At 42.3% G+C, this 18,382-nt stretch carries 14 protein-coding genes and 1 pseudogene; 6 read left to right on the top strand and 9 right to left on the bottom strand.

Annotation, left to right across the window (positions count from 1 at the left end; genetic code table 11):
* Positions 1-61 precede the first annotated feature (61 nt).
* Entirely contained in the window at positions 62-1,021 is a 960-nt protein-coding gene (locus tag F6K63_RS28560; protein WP_287313812.1) for a COX15/CtaA family protein, read from the bottom strand.
* 613 nt (positions 1,022-1,634) lie between these two features.
* Between F6K63_RS28560 and F6K63_RS28555 the strand changes: the two genes are divergently transcribed.
* Together F6K63_RS28555 and ctaD are read left to right on the top strand one after the other, a co-directional pair.
* Entirely contained in the window at positions 1,635-2,648 is a 1,014-nt protein-coding gene (locus F6K63_RS28555; protein WP_287313811.1) for a cytochrome c oxidase subunit II, read from the top strand.
* A gap of 411 nt (positions 2,649-3,059) precedes the next feature.
* Entirely contained in the window at positions 3,060-4,742 is a 1,683-nt protein-coding gene (gene ctaD, locus F6K63_RS28550) for a cytochrome c oxidase subunit I (protein ID WP_287313809.1), read from the top strand.
* Here the strand turns inward: ctaD and F6K63_RS28545 are convergent.
* Positions 4,676-4,966, bottom strand: coding sequence for a hypothetical protein (locus F6K63_RS28545; RefSeq protein ID WP_287313807.1), 291 nt, complete (start codon positions 4,964-4,966; stop codon positions 4,676-4,678). The genes ctaD and F6K63_RS28545 overlap by 67 nt on opposite strands.
* A gap of 180 nt (positions 4,967-5,146) precedes the next feature.
* Here F6K63_RS28545 and F6K63_RS28540 point away from each other — a divergent pair, with 180 nt between their 5' ends.
* The gene (locus tag F6K63_RS28540; protein WP_008186856.1) at positions 5,147-5,773 is read left to right on the top strand and encodes a cytochrome c oxidase subunit 3; all 627 of its coding nucleotides are present in this window, start codon (positions 5,147-5,149) and stop codon (positions 5,771-5,773) included.
* 36 nt (positions 5,774-5,809) lie between these two features.
* Here F6K63_RS28540 and F6K63_RS28535 read toward each other — a convergent pair whose 3' ends face one another.
* The 3 genes from F6K63_RS28535 to F6K63_RS28530 form a co-directional block, all read right to left on the bottom strand.
* Positions 5,810-6,169 (bottom strand): hypothetical protein, encoded by a 360-nt coding sequence (locus tag F6K63_RS28535; protein ID WP_287313806.1) that lies wholly within the window; start codon positions 6,167-6,169, stop codon positions 5,810-5,812.
* A gap of 155 nt (positions 6,170-6,324) precedes the next feature.
* The gene (locus F6K63_RS37440; RefSeq protein WP_353813113.1) at positions 6,325-6,786 is read right to left on the bottom strand and encodes a CPBP family intramembrane glutamic endopeptidase; all 462 of its coding nucleotides are present in this window, start codon (positions 6,784-6,786) and stop codon (positions 6,325-6,327) included.
* Between the two features lie 117 nt (positions 6,787-6,903).
* Positions 6,904-7,575, bottom strand: coding sequence for a hypothetical protein (locus F6K63_RS28530; RefSeq protein WP_287313805.1), 672 nt, complete (start codon positions 7,573-7,575; stop codon positions 6,904-6,906).
* Positions 7,576-8,349: 774 nt separating this feature from the next.
* Between F6K63_RS28530 and F6K63_RS28525 the strand changes: the two genes are divergently transcribed.
* The 3 genes from F6K63_RS28525 (at position 8,350) to F6K63_RS28515 (ending at position 11,456) form a co-directional block, all read left to right on the top strand.
* The gene (locus tag F6K63_RS28525; protein ID WP_287294349.1) at positions 8,350-10,101 is read left to right on the top strand and encodes a hypothetical protein; all 1,752 of its coding nucleotides are present in this window, start codon (positions 8,350-8,352) and stop codon (positions 10,099-10,101) included.
* Between the two features lie 419 nt (positions 10,102-10,520).
* Positions 10,521-10,928: a hypothetical protein gene (locus tag F6K63_RS28520; protein ID WP_287313804.1), complete on the top strand. Its 408-nt coding sequence runs from the start codon at positions 10,521-10,523 to the stop codon at positions 10,926-10,928.
* 180 nt (positions 10,929-11,108) lie between these two features.
* Positions 11,109-11,456 (top strand): DUF433 domain-containing protein, encoded by a 348-nt coding sequence (locus tag F6K63_RS28515; RefSeq protein ID WP_287294353.1) that lies wholly within the window; start codon positions 11,109-11,111, stop codon positions 11,454-11,456.
* Positions 11,457-11,744: 288 nt separating this feature from the next.
* Here F6K63_RS28515 and F6K63_RS28510 read toward each other — a convergent pair whose 3' ends face one another.
* From F6K63_RS28510 to F6K63_RS28495, 4 genes and pseudogenes are all read right to left on the bottom strand, one after another.
* Positions 11,745-13,634: a hypothetical protein gene (locus F6K63_RS28510; protein ID WP_287313803.1), complete on the bottom strand. Its 1,890-nt coding sequence runs from the start codon at positions 13,632-13,634 to the stop codon at positions 11,745-11,747.
* A 117-nt stretch (positions 13,635-13,751) separates the two neighbouring features.
* Complete coding sequence (locus F6K63_RS28505; RefSeq protein ID WP_287313802.1) at positions 13,752-15,539, bottom strand: hypothetical protein; 1,788 nt, start codon at positions 15,537-15,539, stop codon at positions 13,752-13,754.
* Positions 15,540-15,744: 205 nt separating this feature from the next.
* The gene (locus tag F6K63_RS28500; RefSeq protein ID WP_287313801.1) at positions 15,745-17,181 is read right to left on the bottom strand and encodes a hypothetical protein; all 1,437 of its coding nucleotides are present in this window, start codon (positions 17,179-17,181) and stop codon (positions 15,745-15,747) included.
* Positions 17,182-17,577: 396 nt separating this feature from the next.
* Positions 17,578-18,216: pseudogene (locus tag F6K63_RS28495) on the bottom strand (aldo/keto reductase); the annotation flags it as partial.
* Positions 18,217-18,382 lie beyond the last annotated feature (166 nt).

Genomic DNA, 18,382 nt, shown 5'->3' with positions numbered 1-18,382 from the left:
GGACTTGATAGTTTATTTGCCAGCTATGACACTGGACACGTCAGACTTAATCCTTCATATTTCATACTGTCCCTGATACGTCATACTGACTTTGACACTCCACACTTGTTCGGTCACGTAAGGCGAAGACTGTAAACCCTACCAGTACTCCTAATAATGCTGCTCCCACTGCTTGATGGCAGATAGTTAGTAGTTCAACTTGTAGCCTTAACCGGAAGGTAGCAACACCGAGGAGTATCTGTAAAACTACCAAGCTAGCAGCGAGATTAGCTAACTTTCGCAGTACTGGATGTAGGGCTGGTGTCCGGGATGCTATCACCACGACGGCGACAGTTGCTACGGTCGCTGGCACCACACCAGCAATATGGCTATTCATCACGGTACACAGCTGTGATCCGCCAAAACACTGATGCACTGCCCAGCGGGAAGCGACTAGTCCACCTAATAGACTTTGTAGATAAACAAAAATCACTGCGCTTAAGCTCAGCCAAGGTAACTTCCCAACAGAACCTGTTCCTTGATAGGGGGTCAGCAGTGTACCAATTACGATTAGAGTTGAGAAAAATAGCAGTGCTGTTCCTAGATGAGCAGTGACGATATCAAACCGGAGCAGTTCTGTAACCGTCAGTCCGCCGAGGACTCCTTGGAAAATAATTAGCCCTAGAGCAAATGTGGATATCCAGGGCAGCCAGTTCGGTAAATCCCGCCGATGCCACCAAGATAAGCTAGCGAGAGCGATCGCACTAAAACCAATCAAGGCAGCATCAAGGCGGTGAAACCACTCTAAAAATACTTGCAAATTCATCTGCTGGCTTGGCACGAGCTGACCATAGCATAAGGGCCAGTCTGGGCAAGCCAGACCAGCATTCATCACCCTGGTGGCACTGCCTACTGCCATCAACAGTAGGGTAGCGATCGCAATTTTCCACACCAAGCTCCGAATCCTTGCCTGGGGCTGGCTAAGGTTGTTGGAGGTTACATCATTCTGATTCTGATCAAGAGCCGATTGAGCTATAGCCATCTGCAATAGGAAAATGCAAACTAAGTTAATCAAATCCTGAGTAGTGGCTCATTTTCGTTGGTAGAAGATTGCCAATCTCAAAGATCATCTCTATTCCTATACCACTGTAACCAGCCTTTTCCTTAATTTCTGAAGCTTTAGAGATTTTTCAGATTGCCATTCCCCTGCCCTAAAGGGTCACAGTTACTTAGACTCAATGATTTACTATTGATTTACTTTTTTATATTTTTTTTAGCTATGTTAAGTTTTTTTGAAAAAAATCTTAAGTTTTATGAAAATTTTATTGGTGCTGTGCTAGTGATCCTAAAAAAAAGTCTAAAAATCTCAAGGTTTGACCCAATCAATTGTTTAACTGCTTTACCTTAGTTAATAGAGCAAGCCAAGCTAGCTCTATATCCTCTACTCACGCCCCTCACTGCTAGCAGAGCATCAGAATTGTTGTCTTTGTTGTCTCTAATGTGGGAACTATGGGGGGGAGTAGCTCACCAGAAGGCTGATTTTCCTTAAAAATATAGCCATGCCCTGACATTTTAGGACACTAAGTATGTTGGTGCCTCGCCTGCCTTGATAATCCCTGTTAGTTTTGTTGATATAAGTATTCAACCCTAACCTCGTGAACATTCCAAGCCAAATTTCAACCCTTATTGCTGGCATTTTCATAACCCTGATTAGTCTCTGGTACGGTCAGAATCATGGACTTATGCCAGTAGCCGCCTCCTCAGAAGCCGGTGATGTAGATGGTCTGTTCAACCTGATGATGACCATTTCCACTGGTCTATTTATCCTCATCCAAGGGGCACTTATCCTAATAGTCATCAAATTTCGTAGACAAAAAAATGACCAAACCGATGGGCCATCGACCCATGGCAACATCCCCCTAGAGATGCTTTGGACCGCAATCCCGACGGTGATTGTCTTTGTCTTAGCTGTCTATAGCTTTGAGGTATACAACGCGATGGGAGGTCTCGATCCCATGGCTTCTCATGACCACCACCACCAGGAAATTGCCCACAATCATCAGATGTCACCATCTGGGCAAGAGGGGAATGAAAGTCTGATTGCCATGGCTCCGGGTCAAGGAACAGTTGCCCTAGGTATTGGAACGCCTCCAGGGCAAGAAGGTCAAGGTGAACCCCTAGAGGTTAATGTGGCCGGTATGCAGTATGCCTGGATTTTCACCTACCCTCAAACCGGTGTTATCTCTGGCGAGATGCATGTCCCAGTTGGACAACCGGTTAAGCTGAATATCGAAGCTAACGATGTGATCCACGCCTTTTGGTTGCCAGAGTTTCGGATTAAGCAAGATGCTATCCCAGGTCGGACTAGTCAACTAGGGTTTACAGCCACTAGAGTGGGTGATTACCCGATCATCTGTGCTGAACTCTGCGGGTCCTACCATGGAGGAATGAAAACCCGGTTGATCGTTGAAACACCCGAAGAGTATCAAGCCTGGGTTCAGGAAAATCAATTCGCTAGTGCAGACACCATGGAAAAAGCCGTGGCTGTTAATCCTACTACCATGTCAGAGGGTGAGTTCTTGGCTCCCTATGCCTCTGAAATGGGTATTGATTCCCAAACTCTCCAACACCTAGACCACTCTCACCATCATCCTGGAATTATCCAATAAGTTCATTTAAGAATGAAGAATGAAGAATGAAGAATGAAGAATGAAGAATGAAGAATGAAGAATGAAGAATGAAGAATGAAGAATGAAGAATGAAGAATGAAGAATGAAGAATGAAGAATGAAGAATGAAGAATGAAGAATTAGTTCAGTCTACAGTCTACAGTCTACAGTCTTAATTATTCATTCGACCTTAGACCTTAGACCTTAGACCTTAGACCTTAGACCTTCTTAATTATTGATTCGACCTTCTAAATTCTAAATTCTAAATTCTAAATTCTAAATTCTACATTCTTAATTCTAAATTCTAAATTCTAAATTCTAAATTCTAAATTCTAAATTCTAAATTCTACATTCTTAATTCTTAATTTTGGCTGTTGCCTATCCTTTTAGTCAATCACACCTCCACTATCCCATGACGACGCAAGTAGAAAAACCGGAATCTGTCAAGGATGCTGGTCATGTTGAAGAACATGAGCGGCGTTGGCAAGATTACTTTACCTTCAATACCGACCATAAAGTTATTGGGATTCAATACCTGGTCACCTCATTTGTGTTCTATTTCATCGGTGGCGCATTAGCTGGATTAATTCGCACTGAGTTGGCAACACCAGACCCGGATTTATTGAGTCCGTTAACCTACAACCGAGTGTTCACCATGCACGGAACAATTATGTTGTTCCTATGGATTATTCCAGCTGGTGCTGCTTTTGCTAACTATCTGATTCCCTTGATGATTGGGGCAAAGGATATGGCATTCCCCAAGCTGAATGCGGTGGCATTCTGGATGAATGCTGTGGGAGGTTTGCTGTTAATGAGTAGTTTTTTCGTAGGTGCTCCCGAAGCCGGTTGGACCTCTTACCCCCCTTTGAGCTTGATTAGTTCTCAGGTGGGTGAAGAAATTTGGATTTTGAGCATCCTGGTGATCGGGACTTCCTCAGTGCTAGGGGCGCTTAACTTCTTCACTACTATTGTGAAGATGCGCACACCTAGCATGACTATTCATGATATGCCTCTGTTTTGCTGGGCAATGTTAGGAACCTCAATCCTAGTTTTGATTGGTACTCCAGTCCTAGCAGCAGCGTTAATTTTCCTGTCCTTTGATTTAATTGCTGGCACCAATTTCTTTAACCCGGCTGGGGGAGGAGACCCAATTGTTTACCAGCACATGTTTTGGTTTTACTCCCACCCGGCGGTGTACATCATGGTGCTACCGTTCTTTGGGGTAATCTCGGAAATCCTACCGGTACATGCCCGTAAGCCGGTTTTTGGCTATCGTGCGATCGCATACTCCAGTATGTTGATTTGTTTCCTAGGATTAATTGTCTGGGCGCACCATATGTTCACTAGTGGTACTCCTGGTTGGTTGCGGATGTTCTTTATGGCTGCCACCATGCTGATTGCTGTGCCCACAGGGATTAAGGTGTTTAGCTGGGTGGCAACGATTTGGGGCGGAAAAATCAACTTAAATAGTGCCATGCTCTTTGGTATGGGCTTTATCTCGGCATTTTTGATTGGGGGTCTTAGCGGTGTCATGCTCGCTTCCGTTCCCTTTGATGTCCATGTCCATGACACTTATTTCATTGTGGCTCACTTCCACTACGTTCTGTTTGGTGGTAGTGTGCTAGGGTTATTTGGCGCGGTTTATCACTGGTTCCCCAAAATGACCGGGCGAATGGTCAACGAAACTTTAGGACGCATTCACTTTGTGTTGACCTTCATTGGTCTAAACATGACCTTCTTGCCGATGCATGAGCTTGGTCTATTGGGTATGAACCGTAGGGTTGCTATGTATGACCCCCAGTTTCAAAGCCTCAACATGATCTGCACTATTGGCTCCTATCTTCTTGCCGTTTCTACCATACCCTTTGTGATTAATATCATCTGGAGTTTGAACCGTGGTAAGATTGCTGGTCGCAATCCTTGGAGAGCTCTGACATTAGAGTGGCAAACTACCTCTCCTCCTGCCATTGAGAACTTTGACGAGGAACCAATTTTGTGGTCCGGTCCTTACGAATACGGTATCGACAGTTATAGTGTTGACACCGATAAACAGGTCGAGGAGTTGCTGGTTGAAGTTAAAGGAGATGTTGGGTAGGTTAGCAGGTTGAAGGTTGTTCGCGTAGCGTGGCCTTTGGCCAAGGTTGTTCGCGTAGCGTGGCCTTTGGCCAAGGTTGTTCGCGTAGCGTGGCCTTTGGCCAAGGTTGTTCGCGTAGCGTGGCCTTTGGCCAAGGTTGTTCGCGTAGCGTGGCCTTTGGCCAAGGTTGTTCGCGTAGCGTGGCCTTTGGCCAAGGTTGTTCGCGTAGCGTGGCCTTTGGCCAAGGTTGTCTGTCAGAATGTAGAATGTAGAATGTAGAATGTAGAATTAAGAATGTAGAATTCTACATTCTACATTCTTAATTCTTAATTCTTAATTCTTAATTCTTAATTTAACCTCCTAACCTACCCTAATCGAAGCTCAACAGGCACAAATGTCAGCTCAAGATTAATTCAAAGGAATTTATGCAAGGCTCAACGATAGATCCGTCTAAAACTAGCCTCAACTATCATCATGAGGTTGAGGCGGCAGAGGTACATCACGAGGAGCATCCGGATTTTAGGATGTTTGGTTTGGTGGTGTTTCTGGCTGCTGATAGTATGACCTTCTTGGGGATGTTTGCCGCTTTTTTAATTTATAAAGCGACTATGCCAGCTTGGCCTCCAGAGGGTACAGAATTAGAGTTATTGGTGCCAACAATCAACACCATCATCCTGATTACTAGTAGTTTCGTCATGCACCGGGGCCAGAGTGCTATTAAGAAGAATGATGTATCTGGTTTGCGACTCTGGTTTGGAATCACTGCTCTGATGGGTGCGATGTTCTTAGGAGGACAAGTCTATGAGTACACTCATGTAGACTTTGGTCTGACTACTAACTTATTTACCAGTTCTTTCTTTGCCTTAACTGGTTTCCATGGTCTTCATGTTACTTGCGGACTCGGGTTAATTGTGTTAGTATTATTGAGATCGCTAAATTCAAAGCACTACTCCAGTGAAGAGCATTTTGGTGTAGAAGCCGCAGAACTCTACTGGCACTTCGTTGATGTGGTGTGGATTGTTCTGTTTGTAATCGTGTATTTGATTAATTAGTTTCCGCCACAGTTTGGTTAACAAAGTTTTGATGCACTACCCCCGATTGGGGGTTTTTTTTTGGAGGTTAAGCGGTTGAAGGTTTGAAGGTTTGAAGTTTGAAGGTTGAAGTTTGAAGGTTGAAGGTTGAAGGTTGAAGGTTAAGCGGTTGGAGGTTAAGCGGTTGAAGGTTAACAGGTTGAAGGTTAACAGGTTGAAGGTTGAACGCGATCGCGTGGCCAATAGGCCAAGGTTATTTGGTTGAAGGTTGACGCGATCGCGTGGCCAATAGGCCAAGGTTGAAGTTACGTAGGGTGCGTAGGGTGTGTTAGGGGCGGACTTGCCCTTATTTTTCGCCTCGTGGCCAGGGTTGGGATAGTCCGCCCCGTAACGCACCAGCTTTGGGCTCCCACTCATTTTCCGCTTTGTCGCGCCTAGTTAGGATAGTCCGTCCGGAAATGAAACGGGCAAGATGCCCGTTCCACCAAGATGCCTGTTTATGGATGGTGGTAGCGCTAATCCAAACAGGACAGGTGAATTTAACCCGTTGGATTCCTTACAATTTTAATCAATCACTTAGAATTTCTATAGTAGGGAAGGATGTCATCTTGTTTAGGAAAATTTCGATATAAAAAAAACATGATAACGGCAAAGGATATAGCTGCTACAACTGCTTTTTGACCTAATAATGGTTCCATGGAAACTCGATAATCGTTTACCGAAACGAAGTCAACGTTTGAGCTACTATAGTAGCGTCCAATCATAAAAATTGTCACAATAGTATTGTGAAGACTATGACAAAGGATTGGGAGTATTAAGTTGCCAGTTTTAAAGTATAGAACACAATATATAGTTCCGGCAATGAACAAATATACAATATCGAATCGAAAATGGTAAAGGGCGAATAATAAAGATGAGGTAAATATTCCCGCTTTTATCCCCCATTTCATTGCCCACTTCTGCAAGATTATCCCACGACAAATAACCTCTTCCAACAATGGAGCACAAACAATCGCCGAAAAGCTCCAAGATATTAGCCCTATAACATTTGTAAATTCTAATTCATTAATCGAGTTTTCAATAAAATCTGGGTAAATAAATGAAATATAATATGAAATTAAGGAATTAAAGCCCCAAGCAAAAGCATAGTTTTAAAAAACTATTAAAATAATTAATTTCCAATTAATTATTGGCTTTAAACTACCAAAATTCAAAATCCCAAATTTTTCAACATCGAATCCTAGTATTCGGATATATCTAAATAAAAATAATCCTATAAATAAGTATGTAATGGTGACATATAATTCAGGTAATATATCCCAGGTAGCATTTAAATCAATAAAATCACTGCCCTTTACCAAGGATAATAATCCAATACTTAACAATATAATTATAAATATTGTTAAAATTAAAATTGGGAAAGCTATCGAGTAATATAATAAAAATTCAGGAATATTAAGCTTATTAAAGGGGAAATTTATTGAGTCATTACCCAATGACCCTTCTGAATAAAAATTTGTTCTCTTTTCCGGAAAAAGTAATAGGAATGATAATCCCAAAATACTTAATAATCCGAACCATCCCCACTTACTTGCATATCCCTTGTCGTAACTATATAGACGGCATCCTTTGAGAAGAGGTATATATCCATATATAAATGTTGAGATAATTAAATGAAATAAAACTCCAGGGAATGGTGATGACCAATCTTCAAAAGCTGCTAAAATTAATCCAAACGTGAATAACGGAATAAACTGGAAAGCTAATCCACAAAGAATTAGATTGAAAGATTCATTTTTGGAATTGGTATTCTTGATGTTCATTGGCTCGGTAGGTAATATACTATAATCGTTTCATACCAATGGCATAGAGAGGATTGACAAAAACAGAGGGACTGGGCAAGCTTGAAAACAGAAACCACTCATCGGTTATCAACATGCCAAGAATTAACTTCCCCATCCAGAAAGCCCTGTGGGATAGCTGATGTCAAGTGGTTAATTGGAGCCATTTTGGACATCTGACCACCTGTATTGGCATAATGATAGCCCTGATAGAAACAAGGTAAGCATTCAGCCGTCAGCTGTCAGCTGTCAGCCGTCAGCTTAAAATAAAATTGAAAGTCTGGGGAAAAGCCATTGGCCTACGGCCAATAGCTAATAGCTATTAGCTAATAGCTGATAGCTATTAGCTATTAGCTGATACGCGACACGCTGATAGCTGAATGCTTACGAAACAAGGAGCGTGAAGAAACAGCATCACAAACGTCGTTATCCCCTTGAATTCCAACTATAAACGTACCACTACTGTTCTTCCTACCTTTTTTCACTCAATCAGGATTATTTGGTTTAAGGTTGAACGCGATCGCGTGGCCTTTTGGCCAAGGTTAGCCGGTTGAAGGTTGAACGCGATCGCGTGGCCTTTTGGCCAAGGTTAGCCGGTTGAAGGTGATATTAATGAACTAGAATAAGAATTCTCATAGTAATCAGATACACCAGATTTTTGCCCGATTCCCGATTCCCGATTCCCGATTCCCGACTCCCGACTCCCGACTCCCGACTCCCGATTCCCGATTCCCGACTCCCTATTCCCTTGACTAAATGATTGCCCCTATTGAGAGATTACTCACAACTCCTTGTAACAAACGATTTACTCCTCAAGTTATCTTTTGGTTTAGCCTCAGCCTAACCTTTACCGTAGTGTATAGCTTGCTAGCACTACGAGAAGCTTTTAGCGGTGAGTATATTGTCCAAGATGATGCACGACAACATATATTTTGGATGATGCGATTTCTTGATCCAGAGCTGTTTCCTAAGGATTTAATTGCTGATTACTTTCAAACGGTTGCTCCAGCTGGCTACACTACAGTTTATCGAGTCATAGCAGCATTGGGTGTTAATCCATTGCTATTTAACAAACTCTTACCGGTAGTGTTGAATCTGGTTAGCGCTAGCTATTGCTTTTGGGTGTGTCTGGAATTATTGCCAGTACCAGCAGCTGCCTTTAGTGCTACTTTGTTGCTGTCTCAAGCCTTGGGCATGACTGATACAGTGGTGTCTGGAACACCGAAGGCGTTTGTCTATCCCCTGTTGTTGGGGTTTATGTATTACCTAGTGCGGGGGTCATTGTGGTTTTGTTTGGGTGCGATCGCACTCCAAGGTCTATTCTATCCCCAGTTAGTATTTATTTCTTCCGGTACCTTAGTTTTACGACTATTTGAATGGCGCAATGGTAAGTTAGGCTTATCCCAAGAGCGACGTTGGTTGTGTCTGGCGGGATTGATAGTAGCCTTTTTGGTTATGTTACCCTATGCCCTGAAAACCAATGAGTTTGGTCCAGTGATTTCTGTCGCTGAAGCCAGACAGTTACCAGAGTTTTTTCCAGGGGGGCGATCGCGTTTTTTTTATGACGATGATCCCGCTAAGTTTTGGTTAAAAGGTAGAAGCGGAATTCGTCTGACTTCGATTCTTACTCCAGCTACTAATGGCGCGGGATTTTTACTGCTGCTCTTGCCCTTATTTCCCAATAAATTTCCGTTATTCAAGCAGATCAGTAAAGAAATTACCCTTTTGCTCCAGATGCTACTAGCCTCTCTCGGGATGTTTGTTGCTGCTCATGTTTTGCTATTTAAATTACATCTTCCTAGTCGTTATACTCAACATAGTCTGAGAGTGATCATGGTGCTAAGTGCTGGTATAGTTTTTATCATTCTGATTGATAGCGTAGTTAAATGGGCAAGCCAGTCTAGCCAAAACGGTTTCTCTAGCTCTGGTTTTTCGCAAATTTTTTCTATACCTAAAATAATTGCTATTGCAACTACTACCATAATTGCAGCAGCATTACTATTATATCCTAGTTTTGTGAATGATTTTCCCATTACTGCCTATAAAGTCGGAAATACTCCATCCTTATATAATTTTTTTCAACAACAACCGAAAGATAGCTTAATTGCTTCTCTGTCTCCAGAGATGAATAATATCCCCACCTTTGCTCAGCGTTCGGTTTTGGTAGCCAGTGAATATGCTATTCCTTACCACGTCGGATATTATCAGAAATTTCGACAACGAACTCTAGATTTAATTGATGCCCAATATAGTGCTAATCTCTCCGTTGTTAAGGAATTTATTAAAACCTATGATATTGATTTTTGGGTACTAAACCCAATCGAGTTAAAGGCTGATGCTATTAAGGATCGTAAGTGGTTGAAGCAGTATCAGCCAGCCGCTAATCGTGCTATTCAACAACTTGAACAAGGGATAAAACCTGCTTTGGAACAAGTGATGGCATCCTGTTCGGTGTTTGAAACTAAGGGATTGGTGGTTTTGGAGGCGAAATGTATTGTTGATAGCTAAGCTATCAGCTATCAGCTATCAGCTATCAGCTATCAGCTATCAGCTATCAGCTATCAGCTATCAGCTATCAGCTATCAGCTCGCGAATGGCTGACGGCTGAAAGCTGACGGCACCTCAAGCAGCGTGCGCGTAGCGCATATGCTTACCTTACCTATTTTAAAAAAATCTATATTACTTGATTAAATTACTGCTCCATAAATTCCATTAATAGCTAATCGTTAAAATTGCCAATAGTAAAATATTTTATTTGTTAAAAATTGTTAAAAATGTCAAAAATTATCTTGACACCTTGGGGTTTATTAGTAATAATAAAAATGTCTGGTGTTTCGATATGATTATCGGACAAAAAGCCGCGCTTCTTGAGACCATCATTCCAACAGCGCGGCTTATTCCCCAAGGACATTGGAGCTAATTACATCATGCCAAATAAACGCTCAACTGATCATGCTATCTATTACCAGCGGTACTTAGACCGCCTGGCACAACTAGCAGGGAAGAAACCCCCTCGCCCAAAATCCTATCCTCGTCCCCTAACTGACCTAGACCGTATCCTGATCCAAATGTACAGTCACTGGCAACTGGCCATGACACCAAAGGAGTTCATCTCGAAATGGGAGGTTAGTCGAGAAGACATAGCATTAATCTGCTCCCGCTCCATCAGTACAGTTAACAGCTGGTTTGCTGGAACTAAGCGCTATAAGGCTCCTGCTGCTGAGGTTTTACGACATCTTGCTCTGATGGATTTTTTGTTGGAAAATTTCGATGCTATTCCGAGAGAGTTGTTGGAGCGATTATGTGGTAATAATCGTGAAGGTTATTCGCCCTAGGGATAGTGGTAAACAGGTAGACACCGTGGTGCGTTACGGGCAGCAACCTAACCCTGGCTATCGATAAAATGAGGGCTCGCCCTTCCCTAACGCACCCTACGTAACTGTCGGGGTTTACACATCAATAACCTAAAGACTTCTGTTTACAATAAAACTTACTAGTTTATTTACCTAATGATCATGTCAAATCAAGCTTTAACAGATTATTTCAACTTTCTTGCTCCTACTGATATTCGCCTCAAAGGAACAAGAATTGGTATTGAAACCATATTATATGACTATCTAGACTGTCATAAAACCCCAGAAGAAATTGCTCAAGCTTATACATCATTAACCCTAGAACAAGTCTACGCTACTATCCTCTATTACCTGCAAAATCAAAACGCTGTCAGCGAATATATGAAAAACTGGCTCTTTCATTGTCATACCATGAGGGAGCAGCAACGACTCAATCCGCCTCCTGTTTCGGAAAAACTGCGCCAATTAAGAGCAATAATAAAAGCTAGGCAACAAGGGAATGAGTATTAACTATCTAATTGATGAAAATGTTAATTCTCTCGAATTCTTCCGGGTCAATGCCTTGCTGCCGTAGCAATGCAGCCAGTTCATCAGCCCGTTGCTGATCCTTTTGTGTTCGTTGCCATAACGATGACCAAAGTTACAGAATTCTTTAATTTTTTATTGATAAGGGATAGAGCAATCGTTTGATCACGATAAATAAAACCTGATTTTTGAACTACCTTTGCCTGTATCGACTGACTGATCAACCTTTTGGATACTGGCTTCTCGAAGACTGACAAAAGAGGGATATATTATTCAAGAATAGTTTAATCTTGGATCTGGATTGGGAGATTTTGGAAGTTTTTTACAGAGAAATGCTATTAGCTGTAGCCCTTCTATCTTTGGCTCTTCTTCTGAGCCCTTCAGCGATGGTTCGTAACGAATTTCCTTAATAGCAGTAATTGCTGCTTGATAGCCAAAGAGAACTCGGCTAATATTAGCGTCTGACGAACTAAATGTAACATCAAAAGTACCTCCTCTGAAAACTGCCTCTTTTTTAGCAGTTCCTAGCAATCTCCCTTCAATGTTATAGGCCTTCATGGTGTATGCCACACTAGCCCCAGCGAAGTTTAGAGTTACTTGGCGAACAGGACGAGTAAAAGTGATCGCAATGGGAATGGTGTTACAACGATTTATCTGGCCTGGACTTGCGGAAGTTAAAAATGGAAATTGGACACCATAAGTCCCGGCACGTCGTACTGCAGTTACAGTCGCATTGGCACAATAGGAAGTCTCAGGAGCTCCTGCCACGCGAATACCTTTAGCAAGAAATTCATCACCACGCAGAAAACTCTCAGTAGGAATAGGTGTACCGTCAGGAAATTTATCAAAGGTAATTTTTTCCTCAGTTTTTGACTGAACTTTCCTATTTACATTAGAGTTAGTAGCTTCCTTCAAAGATAGGGGAGCCAGATGAGCTGATTTAAGTGTTGATACAGATTGTAGATCAATATTTGAATTAACTGGCTGTAGACGCAACGGTCCCATATAGAGAGGTTGATCAACTTGAAGTTTCCTAACAATCTGTTTATTTGATTCTGAGTTTGGCTTCAACTTGATGTCGAGATTACGAGCAAATATCATTGAAACGGTATATCCAAGTAAACTTCCCTGGGGAGGTTCTTGCCCATCACTAAGTGGTTCCCTGGCATCAGGCCACTTCCAACATCTACTTCTGAAAATGCTTGGGGTGAACCAAGGACGTATAATCTCAACCCGAGTTAGTTCTACCGAGAGATGGGAAATGTCAAGGTCTAATGCCTGAGAATCATCCGTTGTAGAGCCAGAACGACTAATCATTCGGCGAATGGAATCCGGAGCTTTGGCAGTCAAAGCAGCAATTTCACTGGCATCTAAGTTGACTGTTGTCCACTGAGTTTGGGAGTTTGGTTGGAAAAAATCCCCTGGCCAGAAGTGTGTCTCATAGAAATCTTGATTATTCAAATCAGTGAGAAGAGACTGCCGAAAAGCTTGCTTCCAATCCGCCCATGCGATCTGAGGGTTGTTTCCCGTAAGTCGTTCAATATCTGCAAATGCCTCTTCAACTTCCTCTTTATATCCTTTAGCTATCCAATCTGAATAAGCATGGTTTACCCTAATCTTGTATGTTGGTTCATTCAACAACCAGTCTTGCTTTACCTGAGGATCTGTTGAGTTTTCTGCAGTGAGTTTTTGCTCGTTATACTCTATTTGAGCATCTAAGTATGCATTTTGATACTGCTTATAAGCAGCCAGCTTCGGAGAATCGATTAACTCTTCCCGTGTCCCTAGTACGTCTGTTACTTGTTTCTTGTCGTAAAGTAAATCTCTAGCTGCTTGCAACTCAGCCTTTTGAGCTTCCGTAAGAGTTTGCGATGCAACCAAAGCCTGGTTAAGAAGAATTTTGTATTCATCCCACAACATACGACCGTCCGATGACCAAATACTGCTATATGCGGGAATCAGGTTAACCAAACGTGCAAAGTCAGCAGAGGCATTCAATGCTTCTTGAGGTGTTAAGTCTGATTCACTTTGAGTTAGTCTAAAGCTCAGATCACGGGGAGAGACTGGCAGTGTAGGATTCTGGAACGTTAAGAAAGTGTCTTCGCTCTCACTATAAAGGAGTTCCAGCTTAGTCATCAGTGCTATTACTGCATTATTGTTCATTGGAATATCTTCTCTCAACTTAAATCCAAGGTGATTGTCCTGCTTGTTCTACAACACCCCTGACCAACCTATCGGACAGTGAGTGCTTCACAAATAAGAACTATCCGAAATATCCTGTTATTGAAGTTGGCAATAATTTGTTCCTTTGCTTGAATCTGACCAGCCAGGTTGCCACTGTTTATAAGCGAGCCACCCATACTCTTCGACCTTAACTTCTAGGCGGAGCCACTCTATCTGCGAAGCCCACAAGGGAAGAGTAGTTTCAGGCTGGAATTCAATCGGAACCTGGGATATATTTTTAACTGTTAAACCTTCGGTATCAAAAGGACCGTATGTAGCTGTATCAAGGTTTTCAGGATTGGGGTATTGAGGATTTTCCAGACTCCACCAATTTCCTTGATTAATTTTGAACTGAATGTGACTACTAACCTCATAGGTAACATCGTTAATCCTGATTCCTAAATTGGTATCAGTACCTGTTGATAGTCCTTCCCCAGTATGAATAATGACTCTAACTTGAGTGATACTGGCATTAAAATTGAACTTATATTCACCGTCAAGCCAGTTAACTACTATCTCTTCGGACACGTCAGTTGGCCATGTCAATGTGGGGTTGGGGTTAGGGGACTTCGGTAGTTTTTGACATACAAAAGCAACTATCTGCATTCCATCAAATTGAATTAAATTGGAACCAGAGAGAATGGCATTCTTTAGAGAGAATGGTCCCCAATAAACTGGTTTCCCTGCTTCGATGTCCTGCATCACTGCTGCATTTTGTTCCGAGTCAACTAACTCAATGTTCAGATTACGAGCAACCACGAGAGAGGTTACATAAGCTGGTAGGCTTCCCTTCGGGGACTCGTCACCATCAGAAAGTGGCTCTCTTTGATCAGACCATTGCCAAAATCGACTGTCAAAAATGCTTGAACTCATCCAGGGGCGCACTACCTGCACTTGGATTAATTCTACTGTCAGCTGTGAAATTAGCAGATTTACTTTGAGTGGGTCAGTTGGAGATTCATCACTAGAGCATAATTCCTCAGTGGCAACTGTTTTACCAAAATCTGATGTTTCGAGTTCCCTAAAGTCCAAGCTCAGTTGCTGCCAATACTCTTGAGCACCAAGTTTATCAAAAGAAGGGGGATAAAAATAAGTCCAATAAAAATCTTTATTTTCTAAATCCGTTAACTTCGATATCTCAAATTTTTCTATCCATTTTTCCCACAAAAGTTGAGGATTACGTTTACCAATTTGCTCAATAAAAGCTAATGCTTTATCAACTTGATTTTTATACCCTTTAGTAATCCATTTTTTGCGAGCTGTTTCGACTCGTCGCTGGTAAAATTGTTTATTCAATTCCCATTTTTGCTGTGCTTCTGGATCTGTTGAATTCCTAGCTGCTTGTTGCAAGGCGTGATACTCAGATTCAGCCTGCATGAATGCTTGCTGATATTGCTTATAAGCTGCCAAAAAAGAAGAATCAACGATGGTGGTACGTGTTCCCAGCAAGTCTGTTATTTCTTGCTTTTGATGGATGAAATTGCTGGCGTTTTCAAATTTATTAATTTCATTTGGGCTGGGTTCGGAAGAGGCTAGGACTGCTTGGTCTAGGATAGTTTGATACTCTTGCCAAAGTAAGCCTCCATCTGATGACCAACAACTTCTAAGGTCAGGGATACGGTTAACCAAGTGAGCATAGTTAGAGGCCATCATGATGGCTTCATCGCGAGTAAGGTTTGACTTGTTGGGTGCAAGATTAAACTCTAAATCCTGTAGTGAAATCGGCAACCCGGGCATGAGGAATGCTACAAAAGTTTTTCCGGTAGGACTTAATCGCGAATCTGTTTGAGTGAGAAAAGCTTCAATTTTTGCTAGGAGCGCAGCTACGCTCGGATTTTTATTCATATAAAAATTTTCCTACCATATTGGACTTTGGACAAATAGGTTTTTTAAACTGCTTATAGCACTAGTATTGTCAATTATGACCCTGGACTAGTGCTGATAAGCATTGTGTCAAAAGCCCCACACCATAACTTGTGAAATCTATGGACTTAAGAGAACACTCTCAAATCGACGTTCGTCAGAGTGTTGTCTATTAGGTTAAAACGGCTTATGTCCAGTCTGGAATGCTGGGGTCAGGATTTGGTGCTTTTGGTAGAAGGGCACACCGGAAGCCAATAATTTGCATACCAGAAACTCGCAATTCTTCAACTGTAGGTTTAGACTCAAATTTACGCTCACCTACTCGGCGAGTATAACTTCCACCTAGGCGGAAAGGACCGAAGCGAACTCCTCCACCAGCTTTTATTGTCTTAGTGTAAGTGCTTCCAGCTTGGTGAAGTTCATCAAAATCCACTTCCAGATTCCGCACAAAAATAACAGATGTAGTATAAGCTGGTAGCTTACTATCCTTACTAGGGGGACGCTTACCATCAGAGAGAAAATCATTGTTCCTGAATCGCCATCCTTTACTCTTGAGAAAACTTGGTGAGAGCCATGGTCGAGAGATCGGAACCTCAATCAGCTCACATTTCATCTTGAAGTTGGAAACGTCAATTTGATGCTTAGTCTCCTTGGTTTGCCCACTGGTTGATGCACCTGCACCAAATAAGCCAAATGAGACTGAGGCTCCCCCAGACCAACCATTTACCTTACTTTTTCCATAGCTGGATACATTATTTTCAGCAAAGCTAAATTCTGTCCACCGCTTTTGAGTAAAGTCACCAGGAATCAGGGAAGTGAAGTAGAAAGAGCTACCACTTCTGGGGTTTTCCATTTTGGCATTTCGGAATAACTCTTGCCACCTATCTTTTAGAAATGTGGCATCTCGCTGAGTAATCTGCTCAATGTGGTTTTGGGCAGCCTCAATGGTGTTTTTAAACCCTCTTGAAACCCAGGTTTTGTAAGCTGTGCTCACTCGACGGCGGTAGACTGAGGAATTTAGAGCCCAAGACTGCACATCTTCCCGGCTATCACTGTTGAGGGCACTAATGCGTGCATTATTATACCCAATGAAAGCTTCATCGTAGCCTTGCATTTTCTCCATGTATGCTTCCAGCATAGGAGAGTCCACTGTGACTTCTTCGTAAATGGGTTCAAAATTATCATCAACTCCAACTATTTGCCTTTCTGTGGTGGTCAAAAGTTTTTGAGCATTTTCTAACTTTCTTTTCTCACTATCTGTGAGAGGATAGCTCGCCACCTGGCTCATCAGCAAAACTTCATCGTAAACATCCCACAACAAAGTTCCATCTTGCTTGAATGCGGTAGCTTGTTGCTCGCCGTCATAAATCCCTGAAACATCAGGAATAAAATTAACCAAGTTAGCAAAGTCTTGAGCTTCGTCTAACACCTCATTGATGTCTTGACCACCTAGTACTCCTTTGTAGGCGAATTCAAGATCTTCTTCTTCCCAAGGAATGCCAGGACTACACCAGGCAAAAAAATCATCTCCCGCGTTGACTGGTGTATTACTGTCTCCTGCGGTAAGCGTCTGGTAAAGCTTTCCCAGAAGAGCCCGCATTAAATCTTCGTTGTTAGTTGCCATAGTGAATCTCTATGAATTTAGAAAAGGAGTTCATACAGATTGAACTCTTAACTACGATGTTGCTAAAGCTCTCTGGAATTTGACGGTACCCGAAAGGGTACTCTTTCTCTCCACCTTCTCCAGGTTTCAGTTGGACCAAGCCGCCTGAGGGGGTGACAACAAGGCTAAACAGCAGACAGGTTTTAGGGTGAAGGGGTTTGGGGTGTGGGGAAAATAGAAGCGAAAAACGAGTTACCTCAGCTTCAACTGTCCCGTCTTGATGCAGTCGCTAACTGCATCAAGACAAAGTGAGCGTTTAAAATACTCGCCGCCTAACCCACCCAGGGTAAGCGCAAGAAAAAATTGCTCATATGACTGGTTAAACCTGACGTCAAGAAGTCAGGTTTAACCAGTCCCTTAAAAATTCCACATCACTGGATTATCATCTAAATGGTCTGTAACCAACCGTCCAATCTGATCAATGTCTTGTAGCTCATCAGCAGATAGCTTAACCTCAACAGCTTGAGCATTTTGAATAGCTTGGGCACTATTTCGGAATCCTGCGATCGCATTAGTTTGTGGCTGAGACATCAACCATGCCAGAGACAACTGAGCCAGGGTACACTGATGACGCTCTGCAATTGGTCGTAGCTGAGCTAATGCTTGCTGTGCTCGTTGATAGTTATCACCGTTGAACAACTTATTTTTGCTGCGATGATCCCCTTCCTGAAACTTGTGCTCTCGACCAAACTTGCCAGTTAATAATCCCTGAGCTAAGGAAGAATAGGCAATAATCGAGATATTGTGCTCTACACAGTAAGGCATAGCATCTTGCTCCACCTGACGCCAAAACAGAGAGTAGGGAGGCTGCAAGCTATCAATTCGTCCGTACTGAGAAGCTTCTGCTAACTGGCTGCGGGAAAAATTGGAGACTCCAATTGCCCGAATTTTGCCTTGCTCTTTCAACCTATTGAGAGCACTCATGGTTTCCTCAATTGGCACTACCTCACTTCCAAAGGTGCCAGAAGGCCAGTGAATCTGGTAAAGGTTAGTAAACAGCTAGAGAAAATGTCGCAGAGTCTACCAAAAACTCTGATTATTTGTTAGACTTAAATTAGGGTAACACCGACAGGGATTATTATGTAACTTAAATTAAAGCCGAAAACCAAGGGTTTAATAGTTGCGGTTACATCCCGGTGTTAGACTTTTTTGACATTTTTAT

It is taken from the genome of Moorena sp. SIO1G6 (genome assembly GCF_010672795.1).
Lineage (GTDB): Bacteria > Cyanobacteriota > Cyanobacteriia > Cyanobacteriales > Coleofasciculaceae > Moorena > Moorena producens.
Note: the sequence above shows the minus strand (reverse complement) of the source record. Positions and strands in the feature narration are given on the sequence as shown.

Excerpts from the sequence above, each read along its gene's own strand:
- F6K63_RS28525 (WP_287294349.1), top strand. The coding sequence starts at position 8,350 with ATGATTGCCCCTATTGAGAGATTACTCACAACTCCTTGTAACAAACGA.
- F6K63_RS28540 (WP_008186856.1), top strand. The coding sequence starts at position 5,147 with ATGCAAGGCTCAACGATAGATCCGTCTAAAACTAGCCTCAACTATCAT.
- ctaD (WP_287313809.1), top strand. The coding sequence starts at position 3,060 with ATGACGACGCAAGTAGAAAAACCGGAATCTGTCAAGGATGCTGGTCAT.
- F6K63_RS28560 (WP_287313812.1), bottom strand. The coding sequence starts at position 1,021 with ATGGCTATAGCTCAATCGGCTCTTGATCAGAATCAGAATGATGTAACC.
- F6K63_RS28500 (WP_287313801.1), bottom strand. The coding sequence starts at position 17,181 with ATGGCAACTAACAACGAAGATTTAATGCGGGCTCTTCTGGGAAAGCTT.
- F6K63_RS28520 (WP_287313804.1), top strand. The coding sequence starts at position 10,521 with ATGCCAAATAAACGCTCAACTGATCATGCTATCTATTACCAGCGGTAC.
- F6K63_RS28535 (WP_287313806.1), bottom strand. The coding sequence starts at position 6,169 with ATGAGTGGGAGCCCAAAGCTGGTGCGTTACGGGGCGGACTATCCCAAC.
- F6K63_RS28505 (WP_287313802.1), bottom strand. The coding sequence starts at position 15,539 with ATGAATAAAAATCCGAGCGTAGCTGCGCTCCTAGCAAAAATTGAAGCT.
- F6K63_RS28510 (WP_287313803.1), bottom strand. The coding sequence starts at position 13,634 with ATGAACAATAATGCAGTAATAGCACTGATGACTAAGCTGGAACTCCTT.
- F6K63_RS28530 (WP_287313805.1), bottom strand. The coding sequence starts at position 7,575 with ATGAACATCAAGAATACCAATTCCAAAAATGAATCTTTCAATCTAATT.
- F6K63_RS28515 (WP_287294353.1), top strand. The coding sequence starts at position 11,109 with ATGTCAAATCAAGCTTTAACAGATTATTTCAACTTTCTTGCTCCTACT.